Origin of the sequence: Bacillus canaveralius, assembly GCF_002860125.1 — a bacterium.
Lineage (GTDB): Bacteria > Bacillota > Bacilli > Bacillales > Cytobacillaceae > Bacillus_BJ > Bacillus_BJ canaveralius.
Genome location: NZ_PGVA01000077.1, coordinates 1 through 6,952, shown reverse-complemented (window position 1 = coordinate 6,952; position 6,952 = coordinate 1). Strand labels below are relative to the sequence as shown.

8 protein-coding genes are annotated in these 6,952 nt (G+C 35.5%); 4 read left to right on the top strand and 4 right to left on the bottom strand.

Going from position 1 to position 6,952, the window contains the following annotated elements:
• The first annotated feature begins 134 nt into the window (after positions 1-134).
• Complete coding sequence (locus CU635_RS21480) at positions 135-533, top strand: transposase zinc-binding domain-containing protein (protein ID WP_180956633.1); 399 nt, start codon at positions 135-137, stop codon at positions 531-533.
• A gap of 142 nt (positions 534-675) precedes the next feature.
• On the opposite strand, the gene CU635_RS21475 is transcribed toward CU635_RS21480, so the two are convergent.
• The 3 genes from CU635_RS21475 to blaOXA all read right to left on the bottom strand — a co-directional run bounded on the left by CU635_RS21475 (position 676) and on the right by blaOXA (position 2,781).
• On the bottom strand, positions 676-1,050 hold the full coding sequence (locus CU635_RS21475) for a VOC family protein (protein WP_101579421.1): 375 nt from the start codon (positions 1,048-1,050) through the stop codon (positions 676-678).
• 199 nt (positions 1,051-1,249) lie between these two features.
• Positions 1,250-1,801, bottom strand: a complete 552-nt coding sequence (locus CU635_RS21470) for a GNAT family N-acetyltransferase (RefSeq protein ID WP_101579420.1) — start codon at positions 1,799-1,801, stop codon at positions 1,250-1,252.
• Between the two features lie 170 nt (positions 1,802-1,971).
• A complete protein-coding gene (blaOXA, locus tag CU635_RS21465; RefSeq protein WP_101579419.1) occupies positions 1,972-2,781 on the bottom strand; it encodes a class D beta-lactamase in 810 nt (269 codons plus the stop codon).
• A gap of 629 nt (positions 2,782-3,410) precedes the next feature.
• On the opposite strand from blaOXA, the gene CU635_RS21460 reads away from it, so the two are divergent.
• Positions 3,411-3,923, top strand: a complete 513-nt coding sequence (locus CU635_RS21460; RefSeq protein WP_101579418.1) for a DinB family protein — start codon at positions 3,411-3,413, stop codon at positions 3,921-3,923.
• A gap of 180 nt (positions 3,924-4,103) precedes the next feature.
• Here CU635_RS21460 and CU635_RS21455 read toward each other — a convergent pair whose 3' ends face one another.
• The gene (locus CU635_RS21455; RefSeq protein ID WP_101579417.1) at positions 4,104-4,559 is read right to left on the bottom strand and encodes a hypothetical protein; all 456 of its coding nucleotides are present in this window, start codon (positions 4,557-4,559) and stop codon (positions 4,104-4,106) included.
• A gap of 650 nt (positions 4,560-5,209) precedes the next feature.
• Here CU635_RS21455 and CU635_RS21450 point away from each other — a divergent pair.
• Both CU635_RS21450 and CU635_RS21445 read left to right on the top strand, forming a co-directional pair.
• Positions 5,210-5,917 carry a DNA alkylation repair protein gene (locus tag CU635_RS21450; RefSeq protein WP_101579416.1) on the top strand — a complete coding sequence of 236 codons (708 nt, stop codon included), beginning with the start codon at positions 5,210-5,212 and terminating at the stop codon, positions 5,915-5,917.
• A gap of 230 nt (positions 5,918-6,147) precedes the next feature.
• A complete protein-coding gene (locus CU635_RS21445; protein WP_101579415.1) occupies positions 6,148-6,741 on the top strand; it encodes a YdeI/OmpD-associated family protein in 594 nt (197 codons plus the stop codon).
• The last annotated feature ends 211 nt before the right edge of the window (positions 6,742-6,952 follow it).

Sequence of the window (6,952 nt, the reverse complement as noted above, 5' to 3'; positions counted from 1 at the left end):
CAAAATAAATTTATTTGATTTGAGCTTGACAAATTCGCTTTTATTTAATGCAACGCTAGTGAGGAAATTATAATATTCTCGACTTGTGGATAACTGTTCGGTAAAATGTTCCTATATTTATGAGGAGAATTGTTATGAGTAAACAAAAAAGCGGGCTCATTAAACGGATACTAAAGGATCATTTCGATGGGTTTTGGAAATTGAATGCTTACCGGTTTCCGAAGTCTTATCAAGCCGATATTAAAGAAACCGTTGAGAAAGCGATACGTTTTGGGACGACTGATTTAGGCTGTTCTCGATATGAATGTTTAGGATGCGAAGGAACTCCCAAGCCTGTTTTTGTATGTTTTACTTGTAAGAGTCGTTTTTGTCATAAGTGTGGTAAGAAGTATACGGATGACTGGTCAGATAGCCAACAGGAAAAGATCTTTGATGTACCTCATCGCCATATGGTCTTTACGATACCCAAGGAGTATCACAATAGGATTTTTTATCAAACATTATTACAAATTAATTATCAATCTTTAGTATAAACGATCAGACTTTTTTACATTATCAAGACCTAAATCGTAAAAAGTTATAAAAAATAAGGAGTGAAACATATTAGTCATGTATAATATGTTTCATCCTTTTACTTTTTGTTCTACAATCGCCCGTTAATTGAATAAGGAAATTTTATTCTTTAATCCACTCTAAAAATTCAATACGGTTTCCGAAAGGGTCAGAAGTATAAAATCTTTTAGCTCCAGGGAGGTTATCGTCTTCAATAACATCCACCCCATTATTTATTATATGTTGCTTTAATTCTTCAATTTTTTCTACTTCAAATGCAGGGTGTGCCTTTTTAGCAGGAGAAAACGGTTCTTCAATTCCTATATGTATTTGATAATTTCCAAAACCAAACCATACTCCACCCCTTTTCTGTAATTCAACGGGTTTTTCAATTTCATTAAATCCTAATATGTCCCTAAAAAATTCCCTTGCTACGTCTTCACTTTCTTTTGGAGCAGCGAGTTGAATATGGGCAATTGCTTTAAAAATAAAAGACATAATAATCCTTCCTTTCTGACTCTTATTTCTGAATTTTACCTTATTGTTATTGATAACTAAATTAGTTAGATTTTATCGAATATCATAGGTTTTGCTTATGATATATTGTTATATTCCTTATTATCTTACTCAATTATTTGGTCCTTTTCTGGAATAATCATATAACTGATATTAATTGGTATTAGTTGAATAAAATTCCTTAAATAAGATTAAGGTCTCCTTTTATTATTGAGTACATATATAAATCATCAAATTTACCACAAGTATATTCATAATGTCTTAGCAACCCCTCTCTTGTAAACCCTTGCTTTTCTACTAATTTTTGTGACGGGAGATTTGCAGGTTCTATTAAAGCTTCAATTCTTTCTAATTGATAGTGATGGTACCCAAATTTAACAACTGCTTCTAATGCTTCACTAGCTATTCCTTTCCCCCAGTAATCTTTACTTAATTCAAATCCAACTTCAGCTCGATGATGTTTGGTAACCATATTAAGAAATCCACAACTTCCTATAATCTTTCCAAAATCTTTTAATGTAACTCCCCATCTAATGCCCGTGCCTTCTTTGATAATAGAGTTATACCAATTAATTTCATCCCAAACATCTTTAACTGTCTGGAAAGGTGCTAACCCCATATGCTTCACAACATCTTTATCAGATAAATATTTAAACATATCATTAGCATCCTCAGTTGTTACTTCTTTTAAAATTAATCTTTCAGTTTCAATTATCGGAAATTCTTTTTTCATTAATTTTCCTTCTCTCTATTAACATTAGATTATTTTATATACTCTGTTTATTCCAGTAAACTGCGCCCTTTAATTTAATACCAATTATTTCAAAATTCCATCTTTTTAACAATACGTTATTCAACAATCTGGCCCGATTCTTGAAGATCGATATTAGAAATAACGTTTAATTACTCTGCCATTAAATTATATTTCTTTAAAATGTCCATTGTAATGTTTTTAGCGTCTGTACTTGTTCCAGCAATATTCGTAGCAAAACTATACGTCCGATTGTCCGTTTCTATAAAACCGACATACCAGCCTATGCCTGACCCTTGCCCTGTTTTTCCGTAAAGGGTATAGTTATCCCCTTCCTTCTGGATCATCATCCGTTTAACTGTTTTCATTACATCCTTATCAAAAGAAAGGTTCTCTTTATACAAAGTTTCCATAAAATCTGCTTGTTCAATTGGAGAAATTTTGAGTGAACTACTTAACCAAAACTGATCAATTCCTCCACTAATATCTTGGTTACCATAGGAAATGTTCTGAACCCATTCATCCATTCGATTATATCCAATGTCACGGGCCATAGCTTGATAATACCAAACGACAGAGTTCCTCATAGCAGACCCAAGCGTGTGATCTTGGTTCCAGACCTCGATTTCTCGCTCAACACCATCCCAATATTTAATGTCGTATTCATCTTCTACAGCTCCTACCTGTAACCCAATGAGTGAATTAGGAACTTTAAAAGTCGATTGCGGTGCATATCGTTGATTCGCGCGTTCATTGTTATAGATGAATGATTTTTCTTTTTTCGTATCACGTAATATAAACGTTCCGTCATGGTTCGTAAAAAATTCATCGACTTCGAGCTTCTTAAGTTTCAAGTTGCCCTTGGCAGCGTTCGCTTCACTTGGTGGTTGTACACTTGTAATTAATAGAACAACTGCACCAATGAATGCTAAAAAAAATGCCAAATTCTTTCGTATTCTCATATTCGATTCCCCTCACTAAATTTATTCACAGTCCCCATTCTATCATTTAATCATCTCATAAACATGGAAAAACGCTGATATGTTCATGATATTTACATATCATTATTTTGAATATAGTGTTTAATAGCAATTCTTATATGATTACCTTACATTATCAAAACTATAGTGACTAAGTTTGCAGAATAATTTCTCGCCTCCATTCTTCCACAATCAGGCGCTTATCTACAGTATCCTCGACAAAAGATTGATAGAATGCACCTTTTATCTTTGTGTACATGTATGCCAAGATAAGTGGTTAAGGACTTGACATGGAGCCTCTGTGGGTATGATTGGTCTTGAAAGGCTGAAGCAGTTGTTTCATCAGGCATCCAAGCCTTCATACCCACCCCTCCACGTAAAGTCCTATCTTTGTGTACGTTGAATACTTTAAATAATTACTGTATATAATGTTTCCACGAAGTTAGAAATCAGCCATTTTTATATCTTAAACAACGTTGAATACGGTGGAAAATCATACTGTAGATAATGGCCCGTTAGTGCAACGAGGGGTAGTACCGGCTTTTTTAAAAACATAGGGTCGTTTATAATTGGTGAGGAACTATATCGTACATGAAAAAGGGGAGATTCAAATGACACATTTTGCATTACAGTTTTATGATTTTAACGAGTGGGCAAATAAACAAATTTTCAACCGACTAAAAGAGCTTCCAAAGGATGTTTACCGTCAAGAAGTTCAAAGTGTGTTTTCATCGATATCGAATGTATTGGCCCATGTTTATCTTTCCGATCTTGGGTGGATAGAAGTTTTTTCTGGTAAAAATATGAACCATGCATTGATGTTAGCTGAACAACTAAAAGAACAAACAGAGTCAAAAGGATTAGAGGAAATGGAGACAAAGTTTTTTGAGTTATCCGAGCGATACAAATCATTCCTTAACCAAAAAGAAAATATAGACAAGTCTCTTGTAATTGAGAATCCATCTGGCGACCCAATGAAAACAAGTGTGTCCGAATTAGTACCCCATGTTGTGAATCATGGAACATATCACCGTGGTAATATCACAGCTATGTTACGACAAATGGGTTATGCTTCTGTTTCGACAGATTATGGTCTCTATTTATATTTAAAAACAAGGGCTTAGCGTATATATGCGTCTACTTTGTGGGTGGTGTCAGCTTCGCTGGTACTACTCCAACAAGGATTTCAAAAATGATCAAACTCTTTTATAAAAGAAGTTAATCCATCACATTAAATAAGAGGTTGTTTTGATCAATCTTTTTTCAAAACAGGCTTTTTCTATTTGTTCTTACTACAGGCTATATTACTCATCCTCATCGCCATCACACCACTCCCAAGTTCCTTCAACAGGGCAAATCACATCAACAATTTGATCATAGAGGTTTCCGTCATAACGACCTGTAGGATTACGCCGCACATTAATATCGCCACAATCTACAGGAAAACGTCCGTAATCCCATTTTCCAATTTTATTATTATCGCTATCTAAAAAGTGATAAACTAACTTTGCTGCATATATTCCTGAAGGAGTAGCTCCTAGGGAGGTTACTTTAAAAAAACTTTCACATGTCCCATCCTCCCGAATAGTAATCTTATGACCATCAATCCTGGCTAAATCTAAATCTTTGTCATCATCATGCAATATGTGGGGATCAGGTTGTAGATGGGCGGTCTTACTTCGAGCTTCAACTTCCATAAATTTTCGTGATGAGGACCGTGAATTTGTAAACATTTTAGATCCTTTTGAATTCTTATTCATTGGTTGTTTTACCTCCTCATGTCGTTTGTTGGTTGAACACGAATATTATTCGCTAGGAGATAATAACTATACAACTGGGTGACTGTGTCGTCGGAGAACCTCTAGTAGAATCTAGTGTAACAATCTAACGAAAATCAGAACCACAAGTTTCTGATTTTTTTGTATTAAAAAAATATAAGTTTGTGAAGAAATGTACTTAAACTAACGGGGCAGGTTAGCAGTTGAAGAAGGAACATTCGTCTGTATCATAGAATTACTCTTCATAATAAAAAGTTATGGCAATAAATAACGATTAACAAAACTTGGATATGTTCCAAGTTTTGTTTATGAAAGGGATTGTGAAGATTTTCACTTAAACTACCATGAAAATAAGTTTCCTCTAAACTTGCAAAAAGGCCGTACTTAAGAAGACTCTACTCACGTCAAAAAAAAGAGGAGGGCGTGATTGGATTAAGGATAGTATCAGTATTGACAGTTCACTATCATTTTCATTCTCTGTGGTGCAGCTCTGCTGCATGCGCGGCTAACGGGGCAGAATACTTCAATAAGATTAATGGTAAAATTGAGACGTATTGACGAGTTGATAGAGAATATAAACTAGTTGTTTACAATTAAATGGGAACTAATATTAAGGAAGGATGTACAAAACTATGGATCTCGAAACAGTTATGCAGGAGCTTGAAGCTCTTGGTAAGGAACGAGCTAAAAAAATTTACATATCCAATGGTGCGCACGAGCCGCTTTTTGGCGTGGCAACAGGTGCTATGAAGCCAATCGCAAAGAAAATAAAAATAAATCAACGATTAGCTGAAGAGCTTTATGCCACAGGTAACTACGATGCCATGTACTTTGCAGGCATTATTGCAGACCCAAAAGCCATGACTGAGTCGGATTTTGATCGTTGGATGGATGGAGCGTATTTTTATATGCTGTCCGATTTTGTGGTAGCAGTAACTTTATCAGAATCAGATATTGCACAAGACGTTGCTGATAAATGGATTACTAGCGGTGACGAGCTGAGAATGTCAGCGGGCTGGAGTTGCTATTGCTGGCTTTTAGGGAACCGCCTAGACAATGAATTTTCCGAAAGCAAGATTTCCATTATGCTTGATATTTTGAAAAATTCGATTCATCATTCACCAGAACGAACGAAATCCGCTATGAATAATTTTCTATACACCGTAGCGATTTCATATTTGCCGCTACATGAAAAGGCAGTCGAGACAGCGAAGGAAGTAGGGACAGTAGAAGTCAAACGGGACAAGAAGAAAAGCAGTTTCCTAAACGCTTACGAAAGTATTCAAAAAGAAATTGATAGAGGGAAGCTTGGTTTCAAACGCAAATATGTAAGATGTTAAAATCGCATAGGGGTGTTGAAGAAGAAGTAACCGCATGTAGGAAGAAGAATGAGTTTCGGTTTGGTCTACCTTAACCGATTCAAGCAGGCTTGCCAAGTGGGTCATGGAAAATGAATCAAGGTTGATGAATATTCAAGTGAAGTCAAAAAGTGACAGAAAGAATTGGAGAAATTGAGAATGATGGTTCTTGACTGTCAGCTGATTGAAAAATTTAAGTGGGGTGTTCCTTGATGACAAATAGTAGAATGAATCACAAGGTTGATGAATTTTTAATTAAAGCTAAAAAGTGGAAGGAAGAATATGAGAAATTGAGAAATATCGTTCTTGACTGTGAGCTGACCGAAGAATTTAAGTGGATGCATCCTTGTTACACGTTTGAGAAAAAAAACATAGTTTTAATACATGGATTTAAAGAATATTGTGCGCTTCTGTTTCACAAAGGTGCCTTGTTACAGGATGCCCATGGGATTCTAATACAACAAACGGAGAATGTACAGGCGGCGCGCCAGATTCGGTTCACCAATATTCAAGAAATAGTTGAAATGGAAACCATCTTGAAAGCCTATATTTATGAAGCCATTGAAGTTGAAAAAGCCGGTTTGGAAGTGAATTTGAAGAAGACGACAGAATTTATAATTCCTGAAGAATTTCAAAATAAGCTCGATGACATCCCTGCCTTGAAAACTGCTTTTGAAGCATTGACACCGGGACGGCAAAGAGCATACATTCTTTATTTTTCTGCACCCAAACAATCCAAAACTCGTGAGTCAAGGGTTGAAAAATGTATTCAGCAAATCCTCAATGGAAAGGGATTAAATGATTAGTATATTCGATGATGCGACATTAAGTAAAAACGTAAAAAACAAAAGGAGAGACTGTTAAGGCATCTAACAGCCTCCTTTTTATTGTGAATAATTGTACTTCAACTAAAGGGTGCTTTAGTTGAAGATCCAGCTGCCTAACCAAGCGATTTTTTCTTATTGAACTCCCTCAGTTTAATCCGATTTTCTCCCGAATACTCGCTTATTCGCAGGA

Bases quoted from the DNA above. Each gene is read 5' to 3' on its own strand.
- CU635_RS21480 (WP_180956633.1), top strand. From the start codon at position 135: ATGAGTAAACAAAAAAGCGGGCTCATTAAACGGATACTAAAGGATCAT.
- CU635_RS21475 (WP_101579421.1), bottom strand. From the start codon at position 1,050: ATGTCTTTTATTTTTAAAGCAATTGCCCATATTCAACTCGCTGCTCCA.
- CU635_RS21470 (WP_101579420.1), bottom strand. From the start codon at position 1,801: ATGAAAAAAGAATTTCCGATAATTGAAACTGAAAGATTAATTTTAAAA.
- blaOXA (WP_101579419.1), bottom strand. From the start codon at position 2,781: ATGAGAATACGAAAGAATTTGGCATTTTTTTTAGCATTCATTGGTGCA.
- CU635_RS21460 (WP_101579418.1), top strand. From the start codon at position 3,411: ATGACACATTTTGCATTACAGTTTTATGATTTTAACGAGTGGGCAAAT.
- CU635_RS21455 (WP_101579417.1), bottom strand. From the start codon at position 4,559: ATGAATAAGAATTCAAAAGGATCTAAAATGTTTACAAATTCACGGTCC.
- CU635_RS21450 (WP_101579416.1), top strand. From the start codon at position 5,210: ATGGATCTCGAAACAGTTATGCAGGAGCTTGAAGCTCTTGGTAAGGAA.
- CU635_RS21445 (WP_101579415.1), top strand. From the start codon at position 6,148: ATGACAAATAGTAGAATGAATCACAAGGTTGATGAATTTTTAATTAAA.